This window comes from Rhodocytophaga aerolata, assembly GCF_030503435.1.
Lineage (GTDB): Bacteria > Bacteroidota > Bacteroidia > Cytophagales > 172606-1 > Rhodocytophaga > Rhodocytophaga aerolata.
This window is the reverse complement of record NZ_JAUKPO010000018.1, coordinates 72,160-91,264: the sequence shown is the minus strand read 5'-3', so window position 1 is coordinate 91,264 and position 19,105 is coordinate 72,160. Positions and strand designations below refer to the sequence as shown.

Annotated in this window: 16 protein-coding genes; 8 read left to right on the top strand and 8 right to left on the bottom strand. The window is 42.7% G+C overall.

The window, feature by feature from the left end; translation table 11 throughout:
* Position 1: 1 nt before the first annotated feature.
* From Q0590_RS24060 to Q0590_RS24050, 3 genes are all read right to left on the bottom strand, one after another.
* Complete coding sequence (locus Q0590_RS24060) at positions 2-385, bottom strand: DUF2147 domain-containing protein (RefSeq protein WP_302040172.1); 384 nt, start codon at positions 383-385, stop codon at positions 2-4.
* Between the two features lie 115 nt (positions 386-500).
* Positions 501-1,259, bottom strand: coding sequence for a LytR/AlgR family response regulator transcription factor (locus tag Q0590_RS24055; protein WP_302040171.1), 759 nt, complete (start codon positions 1,257-1,259; stop codon positions 501-503).
* Positions 1,256-2,140 carry a sensor histidine kinase gene (locus Q0590_RS24050; RefSeq protein ID WP_302040170.1) on the bottom strand — a complete coding sequence of 295 codons (885 nt, stop codon included), beginning with the start codon at positions 2,138-2,140 and terminating at the stop codon, positions 1,256-1,258. The genes Q0590_RS24055 and Q0590_RS24050 overlap by 4 nt, the downstream gene beginning before the upstream one ends.
* Positions 2,141-2,950: 810 nt before the next feature.
* Between Q0590_RS24050 and Q0590_RS24045 the strand changes: the two genes are divergently transcribed.
* The 8 genes from Q0590_RS24045 to Q0590_RS24010 all read left to right on the top strand — a co-directional run bounded on the left by Q0590_RS24045 (position 2,951) and on the right by Q0590_RS24010 (position 11,036).
* Complete coding sequence (locus Q0590_RS24045; RefSeq protein ID WP_302040169.1) at positions 2,951-3,559, top strand: TetR/AcrR family transcriptional regulator; 609 nt, start codon at positions 2,951-2,953, stop codon at positions 3,557-3,559.
* A 73-nt stretch (positions 3,560-3,632) separates the two neighbouring features.
* On the top strand, positions 3,633-4,901 hold the full coding sequence (locus tag Q0590_RS24040; protein WP_302040168.1) for a TolC family protein: 1,269 nt from the start codon (positions 3,633-3,635) through the stop codon (positions 4,899-4,901).
* 75 nt (positions 4,902-4,976) lie between these two features.
* Complete coding sequence (locus Q0590_RS24035; RefSeq protein ID WP_302040167.1) at positions 4,977-5,912, top strand: HlyD family secretion protein; 936 nt, start codon at positions 4,977-4,979, stop codon at positions 5,910-5,912.
* An 11-nt stretch (positions 5,913-5,923) separates the two neighbouring features.
* A complete protein-coding gene (locus Q0590_RS24030) occupies positions 5,924-6,829 on the top strand; it encodes an ABC transporter ATP-binding protein (protein WP_302040166.1) in 906 nt (301 codons plus the stop codon).
* Positions 6,830-6,877: 48 nt separating this feature from the next.
* The gene (locus Q0590_RS24025) at positions 6,878-7,612 is read left to right on the top strand and encodes an ABC transporter ATP-binding protein (protein WP_302040165.1); all 735 of its coding nucleotides are present in this window, start codon (positions 6,878-6,880) and stop codon (positions 7,610-7,612) included.
* 21 nt (positions 7,613-7,633) lie between these two features.
* Positions 7,634-8,740 (top strand): ABC transporter permease, encoded by a 1,107-nt coding sequence (locus Q0590_RS24020; protein ID WP_302040164.1) that lies wholly within the window; start codon positions 7,634-7,636, stop codon positions 8,738-8,740.
* Positions 8,737-9,852 carry an ABC transporter permease gene (locus Q0590_RS24015; RefSeq protein ID WP_302040163.1) on the top strand — a complete coding sequence of 372 codons (1,116 nt, stop codon included), beginning with the start codon at positions 8,737-8,739 and terminating at the stop codon, positions 9,850-9,852. Before Q0590_RS24020 ends, Q0590_RS24015 begins: the two co-directional genes overlap by 4 nt.
* A gap of 62 nt (positions 9,853-9,914) precedes the next feature.
* Positions 9,915-11,036, top strand: coding sequence for an adenylate/guanylate cyclase domain-containing protein (locus tag Q0590_RS24010; protein WP_302040162.1), 1,122 nt, complete (start codon positions 9,915-9,917; stop codon positions 11,034-11,036).
* Positions 11,037-11,633: 597 nt separating this feature from the next.
* On the opposite strand, the gene Q0590_RS24005 is transcribed toward Q0590_RS24010, so the two are convergent.
* The 5 genes from Q0590_RS24005 to Q0590_RS23985 all read right to left on the bottom strand — a co-directional run bounded on the left by Q0590_RS24005 (position 11,634) and on the right by Q0590_RS23985 (position 19,097).
* Complete coding sequence (locus Q0590_RS24005) at positions 11,634-12,191, bottom strand: biopolymer transporter ExbD (RefSeq protein WP_302040161.1); 558 nt, start codon at positions 12,189-12,191, stop codon at positions 11,634-11,636.
* Positions 12,192-12,496: 305 nt separating this feature from the next.
* On the bottom strand, positions 12,497-13,048 hold the full coding sequence (locus tag Q0590_RS24000; RefSeq protein WP_302040160.1) for a hypothetical protein: 552 nt from the start codon (positions 13,046-13,048) through the stop codon (positions 12,497-12,499).
* 391 nt (positions 13,049-13,439) lie between these two features.
* Positions 13,440-15,290, bottom strand: a complete 1,851-nt coding sequence (locus tag Q0590_RS23995; RefSeq protein WP_302040159.1) for a hypothetical protein — start codon at positions 15,288-15,290, stop codon at positions 13,440-13,442.
* A gap of 798 nt (positions 15,291-16,088) precedes the next feature.
* Positions 16,089-17,354, bottom strand: coding sequence for a polysaccharide pyruvyl transferase family protein (locus Q0590_RS23990; protein ID WP_302040158.1), 1,266 nt, complete (start codon positions 17,352-17,354; stop codon positions 16,089-16,091).
* A gap of 69 nt (positions 17,355-17,423) precedes the next feature.
* Positions 17,424-19,097, bottom strand: a complete 1,674-nt coding sequence (locus Q0590_RS23985; RefSeq protein WP_302040157.1) for a RagB/SusD family nutrient uptake outer membrane protein — start codon at positions 19,095-19,097, stop codon at positions 17,424-17,426.
* Between the last annotated feature and the right edge of the window lie 8 nt (positions 19,098-19,105).

Here is a 19,105-nt window from a genome sequence, read left to right as displayed (position 1 = left end):
ATTAAATCCGTTTAAAAATGAAGGTTCTGGAGAATATGAACTTGCCCGCTTTAAACTGAAAGGTGTTGTTATCGGGAAGACTTATTTCCACTTTGTATTCATCCTTATTATCTGGGTTGATAAGTGTTCCCTGATAAGTCTTGTTTGTGTTGTTCCATACCAGTTCTCTGAACAGGATGGCATTGTTTCTGGATGGATTTTTCGGGTCATTGATCACTTTGCCGGTATATTGGCTATCTTTTTTATGAAACTCCACTTGCTTTTCGGGGTGGGCGGCATCCTGCCACTTTCCCAAAATAGTATCAGCCCCCTGGGCTGCGGCACTATGGCCGGTAAACACACAGGTTAGTAGAGTCAATAAACCGAAGAGAATCAGGCGTTTCATGGGCATCAGCTACTTATGTTTGATACAAAAGTGTAGACACAAAAAAAACTGCACAATGGCTATGCAGGCGAACCGGACAAAACTTTCTCCCAAATGGACAGGGAAATGGGAAGGCTTATTGTTGAGAAAGCCAGTGGATAAACTCGGTGGTTTTGAGTTTTCCCACTACTATGGGCTCTTTGTAGGGGAACAGCAGGTTGATAAGCATTTTACGGTTAAAGTACTGCGAGGCGTCTTTTACGGCTTTGCGGTTAATCAGAAACTGCCGGTTGGCTCTGAAAAAAGAAGGAAATGTCTGCTCGAGTTTGTCTAATTTCTGGCTGACAGGATACTTTTTCTGGGCAAACGTATAGGCAAATGTGCCCTCATTTTCGATGAAAAAAAAAGCGATATCACTGCCGCTGATAGGGATGATTTTTTCGCCTTGATATACGATTACGGAAGGAATATTGTGAAGCAGGCTATTTTTTAAGGAACCAATCAGGCTATCCAGATTATCGTTTTTTTTGGCAAGCTTGTCTTTTAGCTGCTTGAACTTTTGCAGGGTTTTCTCAATGGCTTGCTTATTGAAGGGTTTGAGTACATAATCGATGCCCAATGTCTGAAAAGCTTCCAGCGCATATTGCTGATAGGCGGTGCAAAAAATGATGGGTGTCTGTGTATTTACCTGCTCAAAAATATCAAAACTTAATCCGTCGCCCAGTTCGATATCTGAAAATATCAAATCCACCTCCGGCTGCTGCTCAAAAAACCGGACGGCCTCTTCCACAGAATACAAAAAAGGCAATATTTCTGCATCCGGCTCTACGCCGCGTATGGTAGCGGCCAGGTCTTTTGCCGTCAGTTTTTCATCTTCGATGATGACTATTTTCATGGTTCAAGTAAGGGTAAGAATACTATAAATCCGGTGTGGGTCTCTGCGATTTCCGGTGTTTTCCCTGAAATTATCTGATACCGTTCGCTCAGGTTTTTGAGCCCGGTACCCGAGGTTTTTCCCACAGCCCTGGGCGACTTATTATTGGCAATCCGCAGGCTGGTATGCTCAAATGTTATGTCAATGGTAAGAGGCTTTTTCTCCGTAAACCCATTGTGCTTGATGGCATTTTCAACCATTGACTGCAAGGCAAAAACGGGCAATTTCATAGCTAAAGCCGCTTGGGGAATACTAATTTGAACATGCAAGGCATTTCCAAACCTGACCTGCTGAAGTTCTATATAATCGCTAGTAAACTGCAGTTCCTCTTTCAAAGAAACCAGCTCATGGTTCTGGTACTGGACAGAGTAGCGCAAAAACTCCGACAACTTCACGGTATAATCAGCAGCCGTTTGCGGGTTTTCGCTTATCAAGGACTTTAAGGTGCTCATAGCATTGAACAGGAAGTGGGGCTGCAATTGCTGTAAAAGTACCTTTTTCTGCGCTTCCAGATTTACTACTTTTAGCTTCCCAATTTCTAACTCAGCCAGGTCTTTTTTGTGCTTGAGCAAATCGGAATGGATGATAATGAGAATAATAGTATTAACGGCCAATGTGCCTACCACTGAATAGATAATCAAACTACCTGGGTTTATTTGTCCCTCGGATACGGTTGCGATGAATACAGTACCAGAGTGAAGCAGGAAAGTGGATAAATAACTGATTATATACCTGGTGCCCGTTCGGATGTTTTTTTCTGTCAGATAGATATTGAAAAACCAGAAAAATAAGATACCCAGGGTGAGTGTCGTATAGCTTACTAAAAACTGTAACCAGCCCATTGAACTAAACAGGTAGACAGGGGCCAACCCATACATAGCAATAATGGGTGCCGTAATCGAGGCCTTATGTATCAACCCTCTTTTCACGTAGTCAAGTTACACGTCAAATTTCTTCCGGAAGCATATAAGCACTTAAACTGGACAAAGATACCCTTGACCTGGACAAAAAAGGTAATTTTAGTGTGTATGTTTAGTCTGCGAGTATCTTTAAGGGACTAAACTTTCTCTCCTATTTATGAAATCTCCGGATCAATATCTACTACAATGCAATGAAAGTACCAGGAAACATACCTATTTTTTATGCCCGCTGCAGACGTGTATTTTTCCAGAGTAAATACACACATCAGCGGAAATTGGCTTTATAAAAGCAAAACTCTTGTAGCAAAAAGGCCACCTGCTTGCTGAATAAAAGAACTGTAGGAATTGATTCTTCCGGGCATAGCAAACGATTCATTTAGTTAACTGGTAAAGAATAAAACAGCAAGTAGTTTGGAGTTTTGACAAATGAGGCGGCAGTTCAAATGAACCTTGTATGGCAATAAATATCTGCTTCGTTCAGGAATAGTTAGAGAGCTTTGGTGCAGGACTCGTACAAAAGGATCGGTAAATGGACTTGTTTTACTCACCTAGATTATAAGGTAGAGACCTGTACATAATCAAGTGTAGGAGTACTTTCAAAAAGAAATGTATCGGAAGTAGTTATTTAAAACTTACAAGTAAATGTGTTGAACTGTAAATTAATATTTAAACAAATGTTTAAAACACTTGTTTTATATTTATCTTGTGTATATCTTTGCCTAACTTACACACATGGAAAAAGAATTAGATACGGAAACACGTATTAAGGAAGCAGCTAAACGGGTGTTCTTAAAGTATGGCTATGAGGGAACAAAGATTCGCCAGATAGCTCAAGAGGCAGATGTCAATGTGGCTTTGGTCAATTATTATTTCAGAAGCAAAGAGCAGCTTTTTAAAAGTATCTATATGGAATCTTTCCGTGCTTTTTTTGGAAAAATGATTTTACTACTTAACGAAGAGACTCCTTTTGAGGTAAAGATATGGAAGATAGTAGACCGCTATACGGATCTTATTATGGAAAACCCACTTATGCCCCTATTTGTGTTATCTGAAAACAGAGAGGAGGGAAGCCTGCTTTTCAAGGAAATGCATGTAAAAGAGGTAATCCATACAGCTTATTTCACCAAGCAGCTGAAGGAGGAAATTGCCAAAGGTAATATCCGGGAAGTTGCCCCTCTGCATGTGATATTTTCTATTATGGGCAATGTGGTTTTCCCTTTTCTGGCACGTCCTATTATTTCCTATATCGGAGATATGGATGAAGAAGGCTTTCGCAAATTTATGGAAGAACGTAAAAAAATAGTCCCAGAAATGCTGATGGCCTATCTGAAAGTAAGGTAAATTTTTTTTGCCCTTATATTAAACAAATGTTTAAAACATGTATTTAATAATGACAAAAATAAACACTGTTTATATGAAAAAGTATCTGTTATGTATTGCTTGTTTGCTCTTCTGTGTACCCCTGTTGCAGGCACAAGATACCATCACGCTGGCACAGTGCCAGAAAGCAGCTCTGGCAAATTATCCGCTAGCCAGGCAAAAAGGGCTGTATACTCAAACCGGTGAAGCAGCCATTAGTAACCTGAAGGCGAACCGCTGGCTACCGCAAATGTCCGTTAATGGGCAGGCAAGCTGGCAGTCAGAAGTAACCAGACTTCCGATAGAAGTACCTGGTGTTCAGGTGCCGGAGTTGAGCAAAGATCAATATAAAATCACCCTGGACGCAGGGTACACGCTCTATGACGGAGGAGTAAACAGATTTGAAAGGGAACTGCAGAAAACAAGTACAGCGCGGGAAGTGCAAGGGATAGAAGTAGAACTAAACAGAGTAAAAAGCCAAGTGAACCTGTACTTTCTCAATGCGCTCCTGGCAGAAGAAAACAGCAAGCTAATGGCAATGCAACAAACACATGTAAAAAACCAGATAGACAAGCTTTCGGCAAATGTGACTTATGGTACGGCACCACAAACCACGGTAGATGCCTTGCAGGCTGAATACTTGCAGCTGGAGCAAAAACTATCCGAATTTAAGGCATTACGCAATGGCTTCAAAGAGATGCTGGCGATACTTACCGGGCTATCTATAGATGAAAACACCACACTAGGGATAGAGCAGGAGGAAATAAGTATTCAGAATCTGCCCAATCAAAGGCCAGAGATGAAGTTATACGGCTTGCAGCGTTCACAACTTGCTGTTCAGCAAGGACTTGTCAGTAGCAGAATACAGCCGCGTGTAAGTGCTTTCGCTCAAACAGGCGCAGGCCGTCCGGCACTCAATCTTCTCAATAACGACTTTCGTAGCTTTTTTCTAGGAGGTGTCCGCCTGAGCTGGACACTTTCCAATGGATATACCTTAAAAAGAGAACGCACCATTCTTTCTCTTAAAGAGCAAATGGTGAACAATCAGCAGGCGACTTTTGAGAAAAACCTCTCGCTTGAGCTACGCCAGCAGCAATCAGAAATTGAACGCTATCAATACCTGCTTGAACAAGATACGGAGATAGTGGCCTTGCGGAGCAAGTTACGGCAGCGTGCTGCCAGCCAACTGGAAAATGGCGCTATTGCTGCACGCGATTATATCAGTGAGTTAAATGCTGAAAACCAGGCCCGGCTCAACTTAAACACTCACCGTGTGCAGTGGCAAATGGCCAAACTGCAGTACCTGACTTTAACAGGTAACTAATCCGGCATTTGTTACCAGCAGACATATCACTTCCAACTCACACATATTCTATTCATACATAATTGATATTTCTATATGAAAACTCTCACTTTCCTTTTTATTGGGGCTATTTCTCTTTGGGGCTGTAACCGCAAAGGCAACCAGACAGATGCCTATGGCAATTTTGAAGCTGTTGAAACCATTGTGTCTGCACAAGCAACTGGTGTGTTGGAATCGTTTGCGGTTGAAGAAGGACAAACACTGGATGCCGGCATAAAGGTAGGTCTTATAGATACCCTGCAACTGGCGCTGCAAAAAGAGCAACTGAAAGCCAGCCTGCTAACAGTTTCTTCCCGTACGCCCAATATTGCTACACAAACCTCATTCTATGAGCAGCAAATTGCCCTGCAGGAAGAGCAACTCAAAGCACTTCAACGTGAAAAAAAGCGTACAGAGAACCTGTTGGCCGCAGAGTCGGTGCCGGGAAAGCAGCTGGATGATATCAATACGCAGATAAGTATGATTGAGAAACAAATTGCCCTCATCAAAGGCCAACGCTCAGCCCAAGCTTCTGCTCTCACCACACAGAAAACAGGCATTCAGTCAGAAACTTTACCACTTCAAAAACAGATTGAGCGGCTCAGTGACCAGATTGAAAAATCAACCATAGTAAATCCGGTAAGCGGTACAGTTACCATGCGTCTGGCAGAGCCTAAAGAAGTGGTAAGTTATGGCAAAGCACTCTATAAAATAGCTGATTTAAACAAGCTTGTGCTCCGTGCTTATATAAGCGGCGACCAGCTGGTAAGAGTCAAGGTGGGTCAGCAGGTGAAAGTACTCGTGGATGCGCCGAATGATACTTTCCAGGAATATGAAGGCAATGTGCAGTGGATTGCCAGTAAGGCAGAATTTACCCCTAAAGTAATCCAGACCAAGGAAGAGCGTGTCAATCTGGTATATGCCATGAAGATACTGGTGAAGAATAACGGCAGCTTAAAAATAGGTATGCCTGGTGAAGTAGTATTCAATTAAACAAAAAAGCGATGATTGCCATAGAAGTCATATCTAAAACATACGCATCTGCCAGAGCCCTGCAGCAGGTCTCCTTTGAGGTGCAGAAGGGGGAGCTTTTTGGGCTGATTGGTCCGGATGGAGCCGGTAAAACTACCTTGTTTAAAATTCTGGTAACGCTTCTGTTGCCTGATGCCGGAAAAGCCACGGTTGCCGGGTTTGATGTGGTAAAAGACTATAAAATGCTTCGCACCATTACCGGCTATATGCCAGGCCGCTTTTCGCTTTACCAGGATTTAACGGTAGGGGAGAATCTGCAGTTTTTTGCCTCAGTATTTGGCACCAGTATCGAGGCTAATTACGCGTTGATTGCCGATATTTACACGCAGCTGGAGCCTTTCAAAAACAGGCGTGCCGGGAATTTGTCTGGCGGTATGAAGCAGAAACTGGCCCTTTGCTGCGCCCTCATCCATAAGCCGGAAGTGCTCTTTTTGGATGAACCTACTACCGGAGTGGATGCCGTTTCCCGCAAAGAATTCTGGGAGATGCTTGGCAGGTTAAAAAACAGGGGCCTGACTATTCTGGTTTCTACGCCCTATATGGATGAAGCCGTTTTATGCGACAGGATAGCCCTGATACAGAATGGAACTATTCTCGCTATTGACACACCGGAAGGTATTACTACCCACTTTACTAAACCACTACTGGCTATCCGGGGAGCAGACACATACCGGCTGATCAAGGATCTGCGCACCGCTCCGTTTACCCATACTTGTTACGCTTTTGGTGAGTACCTGCATTTGACACTGAAAAGTGAATCAGTAGATAGAACATATATTGAAGCTTTCTTGCAGCAAAAGCAACACAGGCAAATAGAGATGCACCCCATATCACCTACTGTTGAGGATACTTTTATGTCATTAATGGATAGGCAGTAATGTGAGGCTTCTTATCAAAGTTTTATCTTCTTCTCAACCCTCCTTACCATGGAAAAAGTAGTAATCGCAGATAAGTTAACAAAGAAGTTCGGAAATTTTATAGCTACCAACGAGATAACATTTGCCGTAGACAAAGGCGAAATCTTTGGCTTTCTGGGAGCCAATGGTGCCGGCAAAACTACAGCTATGCGTATGCTGTGCGGACTGTTAAAGCCTTCTTCCGGGGATGCAAAAGTAGCCGGGTTTGATGTTTATACGCAAACTGAAAAAATCAAAGAGAGAATCGGCTATATGAGTCAGAAGTTTTCTCTCTACGAAGATCTTACAGTGAGGGAAAATATAAAATTCTATGGAGGCATTTACGGGCTCCGCTTACCGGCCATTAAATCAAAAACAGAGTATATACTAGAGAAATTATCCCTTGGAGAAGTAGCAGATACCCTTGTAGCCTCTTTGCCTTTGGGCTGGAAACAGCGGCTGGCTTTCTCTATTGCCATGCTGCATGAACCGCCGGTGGTGTTTTTGGATGAACCTACCGGTGGCGTAGACCCCATTACCCGCAGGCAGTTCTGGGACATGCTTTATGAGGCAGCAAGTAATGGAACCACCATTTTTATTACCACCCATTATATGGACGAAGCGGAGTATTGTAACCGGGTCTCCATTATGGTGGATGGCCGCATTCAGGCACTGGATACGCCCAGACGTTTGCGGGAGCAATACGGAGTAGAATCTATGGATGGCGTATTTCAGATTTTAGCCCGCGGCACTTCCACCAAATAATCCATCAAACATGCATTGTCTATGAAACGCTTTTTTTCTTTTGTACACAAAGAGTTCCTGCATATTTTCCGCGATAAACGCACCTTACTGATTCTGTTCGGGCTGCCCTTCGTGCAGGTGCTGCTGTTTGGATTTGCACTCACCAATGAGATCAGCTATGCTAAAATAGCCATTCTGGATAATGACAAAGGCATGCATTCCAGAAAGATAACCCATCGGCTTCTTTCATCAGGGTATTTCAGGCTGGAGGAAAATCTGACTACTTATGCAGATATAGAAAAAGCGTTCCGGAAGGGTAAAATCAAAATGGTAGTCGTATTTCCACAAGACTTCGACAGTGAATACGAGCGTAGCAAAGGGGCACACATTCAATTGCTTGCGGATGCTTCAGAGCAGAATACGGCTATCAGCCTGGTAAACTATGCATCGGCTATTATAGGCGATTATAGCGCAGCGCAGAATCCGGTGGCTTCCTCTCCCATGATGATCGATGTGCGTTCAAGAATGGTATTTAATCCGGAGCTGAAAGGGGCTTTTGTATTTGTGCCGGGAGTAATGGCCATGGTGTTGTTACTGGTTTCCGCCATGATGACTTCAGTTACCATTGCCCGGGAGAAAGAGATGGGCACCATGGAAGTACTCTCTGTTTCTCCGCTTACCCAGTCGCAAATTATATTCGGAAAAGTGCTGCCTTACCTTTTGCTATCCTTTATCAATGGCTGCCTCATTATTGCCCTGGGGGTATGGGTGCTGGATATGCCCATGAACGGAAACCTGCTGCTGCTACTCACAGAAACCTTGCTTTTTATCTTTCTTTCGCTCTCTATCGGCATATTTATTTCTACCCTGACAGACTCTCAACTAGTAGCCATGTTTGCTTCACTAGTGATCTTATTGATGCCCACTATTTTTCTCTCAGGCTTTATTTTTCCTATTGAAAGTATGCCCAAACCCTTACAGGTTGTATCCAACATTATACCTGCTAAATATTTTATTGCCATTGTAAAAGGCATCATGATCAAAGGCGTGGGCATTGGCTATCTGCTGAAAGAGACACTGATTCTTTTAGCTATGGCAGGCCTGTTCATTTTCATGAGTTTGAGAAAATTAAAAACCCGAAGCCTATGAGACGCATTTTATTTCTGGTGGAAAAAGAATTCAAGCAGATACTACGCAACCGGGTGCTGCTGCGCATGATGCTCATCACCCCAATCTTGCAATTGATCTTACTCTCTTATGCCGCTAATTTTGAGGTAAAAGACTTGCAAATAACGATCGTAGACAGCGACCATTCTACCTATTCAAGGCGGCTGGTAAGTAAATTCAGCCACATAGAAAACTTCCATATTTCTACCTATGAGCCTTCTTACAAGCAGGCATCGCTTCAATTACTAAAAAACAGCTCCGACATTGTGCTGGTAATTCCGCCACATTTTGAAAGAGATTTGTACCGTAATAATAGGGCAGAGGTGCAATTGATGGTAAATGCCATTGATGGCTCCAAGGCGGGTATTGCCAGTGGCTATGCGGCAAGTATTATCCGGGATTTTAATGCTGAAATACTGACAGAAAATTTTCCGGCTCCACCTCTACAGAACGGGCAGGTGATGATTGCAAACCAGTACTGGTACAATCCACAACTGGAATACAAAACCTTTATGGTGCCTGGTATTCTGTTTGAGCTCTTACTCCTGATTGGCGGATTGATTGCTTCCTTAAACATTGTGCGGGAGAAAGAAGTGGGCACGATGGAGCAGCTGAATGTAACGCCTATTAAAAAGTACCAGTTCATCATTGGCAAACTTACGCCCTTTGTTATTATTGGGCTTGTGCAGTTTACCGCAGGTCTTCTGGTGGGAGTGTTTTTGTTTGGTATCCCCCTGGAAGGAAGTATACTCTTAATGTACATGTTTGCCCTGCTTTTTTTGCTCTTATGTGTAGGGTTAGGTTTGTTTATTTCCAACATTTCCCAAACCATGCAGCAGGCCATGTTTGCAGCCTTTTTCTGTCTGGTTTTATTTATTTTATTAAGTGGCTTGTTTGCTTCTACCGAAAATATGCCCCTGTGGGCGCAGTATCTGAACTACCTGAACCCATTGAAATACATCATTGAAGTTGGCCGCAATGTCATGCTTAAGGGCAGCAGCTTTTATGAGGTACAGTCACAGTTTTTTGCCCTATCGCTGCTCACCGTGCTTATTTTATCTTTAGCCATGTGGCGTTACCGCAAAACGGTATAACTCAATAGTGTTGATAGGCATTTGTACTACACGTTTGCTGCAATAAAAAACTTTTTACCGATATGAGACTGACCGCCTTACGAGCCTATCAACTGGAGAAAATTGGCAAGATGACCTTAGGCTTCTTCTTATTCATGGGGTTACAAGTCATTATACTGGAAGGAATAAATATCATTGTACTAATGAATGCCTTTATTGACAGCCTTATTATCGGTACAACAGTGGCCTTGCTGGAGTTGCATCTGTTTTCCGGTAAGCTCAGAAAGTGGAATTTTCCCGCTATTGTCGCCATAAAGACATTCCTGTATCTGACTGTAGTACTCACCACCTTTTTGCTGTTAACCAATGTACTTCCGTTGCTTTACTCAAAGAGTGAGATTTTGCGCAATCATCCGTTTATTGTCAAAATGGGTATCCACCCCAATCTGTTAGGGATTCATCTGTTAAAGCAAAATGCACCTGTTTTTATTAAACTCCTATTCATAAATCTGGTTGGTTGCTTTACCCTTGTATTTTTTAACCAGATGAGCCGTATGCTTGGTAAGAATACATTGCTGCGCTTACTGCAGGGGAAGTACCACCAGCCAACCGAAGAGGAACGTATTTTTATGTTTTTAGATATCAAATCCTCTACAACCATAGCCGAAAAATTAGGCAATGTCCGCTACAGTAACTTGCTCCGGGATTTCTTTTATGATCTGGGTAAGTCGGTGCTGGAAAGCAAAGGTGAAATCTATCAATATGTGGGAGATGAAGTGGTGATCACCTGGAAATTAAAAGAAGGTATCCGACAGGCTTATTGTATTCTTTGCTTTTTCAAAATAGAGGAAATGGTTAAAAAGAGGGAGAAATACTATAGGGAGCAATATGGGCTGGTGCCCGGCTTTAAAGCAGGAGTTCATGGTGGCAGAGTAGTAACCACGCAGGTTGGAGATATAAAAAGTGAAATAGTTTATCATGGCGATGTGCTCAATACTGCAGCCCGCATACAGGAATTATGTAACGTGTATAGCAATAAACTATTAGTCTCTGACACGCTTGCTGGTAGTTTGGTTCTGCCTCACTATCTGTCTTTCTGTAGGCTTGACCAGGTGCAGTTAAGGGGAAAAGAGGCTTTTACCGGTTTGATGGCTGTTTCAGGGCCACTTGACACCCAGTTTAAGACTAATTCTGTAATCGAATGATTTATAATATAGTATTATATGTTACAGTAGAATAATTTTTAAGTTAAACCCGAGGCAGATATTCATTTAAAAGAAGGGTATACAATCATTTTTATCCTGTAAATATGAACATTCTACTTTTGACTGGAGGAAAAAGGTAGGAGAGAAGAGAAATATTTTTTAACGGATACTGCTTATGTATACAGCTGCATAAGTCATGTTTGGTTGATCATTTTTCATAGCGAAAAGAGAAAAAAATTAAATTAAAAATTATTTTTTGAGACCTATGTCAGACTTATTGATTGTAAATAATTGATTATATGCATGTTGTACCTATTGCGTAATCAGGAGGTCCCTGGTTCAAGCCCAGGCTGGACTACGTGAGAATCAAGTACTTATGCTGGAAATTCATAAGTGCTTTTTACTTCCAAAGAAAAAGCCTTCCCAAGAGGAAGGCTCTTATCTCTATTCAGATTTTTTTCTACTTAGTTCTATACCAAGTAATACTAGTGCAGGCTTTACTACCCGGTGAAACCATGTGATTGACTGCCCTTTTCTCTAGCAGCCAATCAAACGGTCCTATATAAAATTATCCGGATGTTCATTTTACATATCTCCTTACTGCTCTATACGTGTGGCTTCTGCTTCAGACAAACGTCTGGGATATACTTTCTGGGCATATTTCAGCATTTGATTTTCCTTTACATTCTTCTCGTCTAATTGAAGATAACGGTCTACTGAAATTCCCAGTTTTTCTGCCCGAAGTTCATTATAGGCTGCCATTAATTCATCTAACACCATCAGATAAGTCTCATAGTCTGTACCTCTGTCGGTTTTCACAGATACAACGGCTGTTTGGGGGTTATCAGATAACGAAGGATCAGCCCCATTATTAGCAAGGAATTTCTTTGCTTCTTTCTTTAGACTAGTAATATCCATAGGCATATCTTCTACCAGTAACTCATTTTTGGAATTGATAATTACCTTAAACAAATTTCTGTCGTGTACATTCGATGGAGGAGTAGTTTGTGTTTTTTCTGGGGGAAGAAGCATTTGGAGCCCTTTGTCAGCCCCGATAGTAGTAGTTACCAGAAAGAAAATCAACAATAGAAAGGCAATGTCAGCCATCGAGCCTGCATTGATTTCGGGCATAACTCTGTTTGTACTTTTAGCCATCGTTATTTGGTTTAATGTGCCTAGATAAATTTTTATCTAATGATGCATAGGCTCTCTACTTTCCATAAGAATAGTTTGGTTTTTCTACACCATTGCCCAGGTTCTCATACTCTTCCAAGCAATGCCACCAATATTGAACTCATAATGTTTACCTTCCTATAGACTAATAACCCGAAAGAAAGCTATTCATTTATTCTTAATTTGGGCAAACTCCATGAAAATACAGAAGTAGAGTAGGTACTCATCCGGACACCAGAAAAGTAGTTAATTGAAGGGTATATAGGTAAGCCCGCTCAGAAAAGAAGTTAAGCAGATTTCAACCTTAGAAAATGTATAATGTACCGCAAGGATACAAATAGCCCAAATGCTAACATCCCTATGATAATTCCGATTCCTGTTGGCAGCACGGCACCGAAGGTAAAGGTCATGCCCAAGACAAAGCCCAATAGGTACTCGGGTCGATAAATTGGAAAGAAAATGCCAAGGGGAAGTAGCCCCAGCAGCATATACCCGCATAGTTGAGTATATGCTAAAGTAAAGAAAACAGAGAGTAAAATTCCGAATACCAAGGAAGCCGTAAACCCATAGAGCTTATTCAACAATATCTTTGGAGGTTGAGAAGCACCAGGCTTGCTGCCAAAAACACTTTTATGGATGCGATACAACAGGAACCAGGTTAGCATCGGAAGTAAAAGAGCACCCCATCCGTTAGAAAAAGCAGGTAATTCTTCATCGGCCAGTATATGGTGAGATGGTATGCCCCCATGAAAATGATTCCACGCCAAAAGTGTCCAGATACTTATGGCTAATAAGGCAGTAATATATAGCCTGATCTTAAAAAATTGCTTTGCATTCATGACTGGATTCTTGAAAAGTTTAGTACAAACCTGGAATGTAGAGTTTTAGCAGCATAAGATGCTAATCAATTGCGCATAGGAGCCTTTAAGCCCTCTCAATAGCTAACAATTATGAATGCTGCGTGTATTGTATTTCTTCCTGAAGATAGGGAGAAAGTGCAGATTCCTGCAATCTGGTATAGATGAAAGGTATGGCCATAAGGAACAAGCATTAGTGATCAGCCTGTTAAGGTAACTCTATTGGGATGGGGTTTAAAAATTGTACCTTACCAGAGGCATAGGCCTCTTTGTAAGTGAGGTTAATTTCTAAGAATGAATATAGTAGTCATTACATGAACGGACGATTCCGGGCAACCTATTACCTGATAGGTGCTCCCAGGTGAGGTATAATCTACTGATAAAAGTAAAATCCATCATGGTTGATTAGTACTGGTTTTTTTCCTCTCCAAACCACCCCGGAAACTGAACCCAGCCCATATACTCTTTCCTGGATGGGGAAGGTGGCTAACACCGGAGAGAACTCAGCAATGGCATCACTCAGATCCATTAGCACAATCAGCTTATCTTTGATCATTGTCAGTTGACGGCCGGAATCTATTTGCCAAAAATCCACTTTACTTAATGGAACCATGAGTTGCAGTGTTTTCCCATCAAAGCAGTAGATACCTTTTTCCGATACCTCGAACCATAGCCATCCCTGTGTATCTTCGAAGATGCGTCCATAGTGTATCTCAGCAGATGAGCTTGCCGGAATCGGATAAACCTTCCAATCGTTTTTTCCGGGATTAAAAAGTATAAGGGTATGTTTTCCGAAAATATGAATGATATCCTGCTTGTTGATATAAACCCGGTAGGAAATCAGCAAAGAAAAGCTTTCCAGTGGCTCTGCTAGGATTAAGCCCCGCTTTGCAAGTTCCTCTGCTATGGTGTACGTCTGATAGAGTGGCGAACCGGAAGTTAACTTGCCATTGTCAACCAGCCAGCTTACCCCTTTACTGTCCACCTGGGTAGAGTAGAAATTAAATTGTATGCCATTGTCAGCTACTATAGGTTTGTTGAGCAGATAAGGCGACCATAAGGTGGGTGGGACTTTTTTCAGATACACCTCCTGCGGAAGGGATTCCAGCTCAAGAAAGGAGTTCATAGTAGTCAGGTTCGCCTCCTTCGCTGTATGTAACTTTCCTTGCCGGTAAAAAAATGTACCGTCCTGCGCACTTACCACAACAGGCTCTCCATTATTTCTTAAAAAGCTACTACCTGTAAATTCATTGTACCCTGGAAGAACTGCTTTGGGTTGAGCTTGCAAAGTATTATTCTTAATGCGATTTTGCCAGCCAGGTGCCGAAACCTGTAGCCAGTAGGCCTTATGGTTGTAACCAATGGTCCATAACGCATTATCCGGTGATATTCCTTTATATTGAGCAGCATTAAAATCAGCCTGATAATCTGCTTGCTCGGTGAATAGATAGATTTTTTTATTTATGGGATCTATCAGATACAGTTCATTCTGATAGGAAAAAGAAGAGATGGTCCAGTTACCTTTGGTTTCCTGTAAAGTTTTAGGAAACCATGGGCTAATGGCTTTCTTCTTAAAACTAACGGCTTGTTCAGATACCGTATATACCCCGGTAGCAGAGTAACCCTGCATTTGACTGTTAGATAAAGCCACCCAGCGTAATATATTTTCCGGCAATTCAATTTTAATTGCTGCTTTCTCACGGATAAGAAAAAGATCTCCGGAAACCTGTGCCCAAATGCCGGAGGAAGCAGGGCTAATCGAACGTATGGGGTAAGTACCCTGTGGACCCAGCTGGTAAACAATTGTATCGTTCTGATAGAGGCGGTAGAGTTGATAACTGGTATTTATCCATATAGATTTATCCTGCTCAACCATCTGATGAATGGGACCGAGGCTGGCCAGTGAGGAGTTATACCTGTTCAAAAAGCGGATCGAATCCCTTCCGGAGATTTCCAGAAGCCCGTCTTTGACAGGAATACAGGCATAGTGTTTGTCACTAATTTGTCCGACACTTAAAATTTTGTAATAATCGGAAGGATAATATTTAATAGGGGGATGAGAAACGCTATCTTTTTTGAGGGGTGTAATTAACAGGCTCCAAGAATTTGCCGGTGTCAACGTCTGTTGGGTAAAGCTATATTCATAACTTCCACTACGTACAGTATCTATTCTTTTTGCGCAACTTATTAGTAGTATAAGAAAAGGTATCACCCAGAGTTTCATAAGTAACTACAAATTGAGGTAAGTGAATCTGATTGGGGTAGGAGATGGTTTTTGATATCTGTTTAACAAGTGAACGGTCAATAGGTGGATGTATAAACTCTTAAGAATACAGGGCTGGCTGTTGCACTACAGTTGCTTCCCTTGATCTGTATCTGTAAAGCACCGGTCTATAGCAGTAACAGAACAATAAAAACAAAATACTACAATATATGCTCATCTTCTTTGTAAGAAGAAAACCCTCCTGTAAGAAAAGTAATATGTAGGGAAAATATGGAAGGGAATAATCGGCTGTGACAAATTCCATACAGTACTATACATAGCACCAAGGCTAGTCACCTTACAAAATTCTGGTAGGAAAGTTGAAAAACTACAGCTGTACAGCAGGGTGTACAGGCCAATTTATTGGGCAAAACCAACATCCGTTTGATTAATAAAAGCTGGCATAAAAATCCATAGAAGAATCCGCAGCTTTTTTGAAAGGTGTAAGTAGCCGGGTACCTGTTTGTTGGTGGGGTTACAAAAGTAAATCGTAAGCTTTTAAGACTTTAACGCATATGGCTACCCCAAAGAGGGAAGTCACATGTACCTCCCTCTTTGAGAATAGCCCAAAAGTTATGATGCTATATCTTCTCTCTTTCTGCCTTCCTTAGTAAAGTGGTTCATGTCTGAATTAAAAAGCATAACAAGGAAAATTTGTTATGTCATCCTTCAAACTGCTGTATTTTTTTGTTTTTTATCAGGTATAAATCCGATAGAATAGTATATGTATGAATGGCGGCTGATTTATTGGCCAGAAGATTAAACCACTTTTGCTACCCGCTGGGTGGCCTTTTTGTAGATGGCATCCACCTTTCCCATACCAGTTGCCAGTTTTTCCTTAGCCGCCCCATAATTCTTCCACATGGCCATCAAGCGCTCAGTGATTTGCTTGCCTGTAGATTGCTCAATTTCAAATACCCAGTCGTTGAAGCCCAGGTCATAGTACATCTGCCCTTTGATGGTGTCTTCCGGTTGGCGCAGATAAAAGAACGGAGTACGGTTGGCGGCTGCAATGATGGGCGAGTGGCATTCAAAGCTTAGCACAGAAAATGCCTGCGCATACACAGAGGCCGCTTCATCGGGAAGCCAGTACCCCCGTTTGATCACCATCGGCTTTACATCTTCTGGCAAAGGGTTAATCAGCAACTCATCCATAATTTCTACCTGGTAACTCATTTCCGGGCATACCAGTACTTTGTTTCCGGTTCGCCTTACCCAGGCAATCATCGCTTCGCGGAGTTTGGCATGGTCGGCTTCTTTGTGCTTTTCATTGGTTTCTTCAATGTGCTTAATCCGCTCCTGGGTCCAGCTGGGGCCTGGGGCCCATTTGTAGTAAGGCGTATACCGTAAGCGGGGGATGGCGCATATAAATTTTTTCGACTCCAGCTTATTTTCTTCTAAAAAGGCTTTTGCTTTCGCTTCGTCTTTCAGATTAACAAAAAATGTAGCATCCGGGGCAAATCCGATATGATCGCCTGAGAGTCCATTTTCCTTTAGCACCTTAATAGAAGCCGTTTCCCTGGTATAGATGAAGCTTGCCCTTTCGAGCAAAGCTTTGAGTGTCGGATTGATCTGCTGAATAGTAGTTCCGAAAATACCAAATGGTTTACCGGTTGCTTTTACCCAGGCTTCCAGATTTTCCTGCCCCACAATGCTTGGCCCGGAGCCATGCAGCATAAAATCATTGTTTTTAAATGCCTCCAGCACCTCCGGATTATCTACGTTGCGCGCCTCATCTACTTTGCCATAGATAATATTTACTTTAGGAAAATCCCGGTTGAGCATGGCCTTTACATTTGCTCCGTTGCTTCGCTTCCAGAGGGTAATCTGCACATCGGGCAGGTAGGTTTCCAGAATATGTAAAAGCCCCGGCGTATGGGTAATATCGCCAATATTTACATCCTGCCAGCCAGATACCAGCAGAATTCTTTTGGCTTTGGCCATCGCCTGAGCAGCCGGATGAAGCGAGAGGATACCAGAAGCAGTGAAGGCACCCAGGCTTTGAATAAATTGTCTTCTTTTCATTGTATATAACTTACCAAGAATTTCGTAAAAGTAAAAGAGAAAGTATGTAATACTGAGTTGCTAAAACAGTCAGGCACCAGGATACCCAGGGTTCTGCTCAATGGTAGCCTCCTTGTTGGCATCAATAAAGCTTTGCGGAATCGGCCACAATTCATTAAAAGGCTGAATAGTGGTTTTTGACCTGAAATTATACAGTTTGGTGCGTTCATATAGCAGGCCCATTCGTACCAGGGTTCTTCTCCTAGGTTCTTCAATAATTAACTCGCGGGCACGTTCGTCGAGTATATAATCAATGCTTACATCAGCGGCTGTAATGGGGGCTGCTTTGGCCCTTGCCCGTACTACATTAATATCTGCTGCGGCGGATGCGGGATCTCCTTTCAGCAGGTATGCTTCGGCCCGGAGTAGATAGGTTTCAGCCAGGCGCATTTTAATTTTATCATTGGATGTTCTGCCAGTGTTAGCACCGAAAAAATACTTGCCTTCTACTTTCCGGATCATGGGATACAATGTCCGCAGGGTGTCTATCACCACATTGCTAAGAGAGCCATCTGCATTGAGGGCATACAACTTTCCATCAGGCCCTTTAGCCGTTTTGTATTCCTGCCCGAAAAAAGCGGAGGCTTTATTGTTATTATACCATTTCCGGCGGATATTATAGGGGGAGTTGCGGATATCATTTTTATCACTCCATATGGTGTAATGAAAATAATCAGTGCCCCGGTTGCCGCCCTGAGATCTACCCAGACTATCGCTCACCAGCAAGGCATTGCGGTTATCGGCAGCTCTGGCATCTTCAAATTTGGGTCCCCACCAGCGCACCGTTACGTTTTCCTGCTCGCCCCCGCCAAGTGTACCAAATTCGTACTGGCTTACCCATATGGTTTCCAGGTTTCCGGAAGATCGGTTTTGCTGGCCAGTCCAGAATAAATCGGAGAACACATCGCCTGGCCGTTGCAGATCCCCGAATCGCTCGGTCATCAGCTGGTAGTCGCCGGCACTTTTATCAATTACCTTGGTGGCGGCTTCTATGGCTTTGTCGTAGTAACTGGCATCGTTGGTTACCCGGCCCATGCTGATGTAGACTTCGGTGAGTAAGTGAAGGCCGGCTGCCCTTAAAATCCGTCCATCGGACGTTAATCCGCTTTTTACCAACGGCAGGTGTTGTACGGCAAACTCCAGGTCTTCCATGGCAAACTGTAATACTTCCTGCCTTGTGGCACGCTCAAAATCAAAACGAGGTATAGACTGTTCCCGGTCAATGATGGGTACGCCTCCGTATAAATTTACCAACGTATTGTAGGTATATGCCCGGAAGAATTTGGCCTCAGCCAGTACGGCATTTTTTTCTTCTTCTGTCCAGTTTACGTTGGGGTTTTCTGCCCGGGTAATCACCAGATTGGCTACCTTTAGCATTTTGGCATAGGCCCAGTTCCAGTAACTGACTACTACATCGGTCTGCGAATTCAGCTGGGTGTAATCGGTAAAAAAACGTCCGTCTGCCACGCCACTGGTAGCTACATCCGTTCCATTACCCATTGGGTCGGGGCGGTCTTCAAAGTTTTCTTCGCGGGCAAAACGGTGCAGGGTAACTAAGTAAGCATCAAATCCTGACTTATTGACCAGGGAATTCTCCGGGCTGAACCGGTCCAGGGCTTGTTCTTTGAGGTAATCTTCACCGCAGGCTACACAAAGTAGCATCATACCCAGGCACAGGCTGATATATGTTCGTATATTTTTCATAGGGGTTC